Annotated in this window: 1 protein-coding gene; it reads left to right on the forward strand. The window is 69.7% G+C overall.

Going from position 1 to position 389, the window contains the following annotated elements:
- On the forward strand, positions 1–389 hold a 389-nt coding region (locus tag AC1DJW_RS26645), incomplete at both ends, for a tetratricopeptide repeat protein (RefSeq protein WP_476902979.1).

Here is a 389-nt window from a genome sequence, read left to right on the forward strand (position 1 = left end):
TCCTACGCCCGGGCGCTGGACCTCTACGAGGTCCTGGACCTCCCGGAGAAGCAGGCTCTGGTGCACAGCAACCTCGGGGCCCTGCATCAGGATGCCGGCCGTTGGGAGGAGTCCGCCGGATCCTACGCCCGGGCGCTGGACCTCTACGAGGTCCTGGACCTCCCGGAGAAGCAGGCTCTGGTGCAGAACAACCTCGGGGCCCTGTACCGGGCTGCCGGCCGGTGGGAGGAGTCCGCCGGATCCTACGCCCGGGCGCTGGACCTCTACGAGGTCCTGGACCTCCCGGAGAAGCAGGCTCTGGTGCACAGCAACCTCGGGGCCCTGCATCAGGATGCCGGCCGTTGGGAGGAGTCCGCCGGATCCTACGCCCGGGCGCTGGACCTCTACGA

Source organism: Arthrobacter sp. 05L417, from assembly GCF_056397865.1.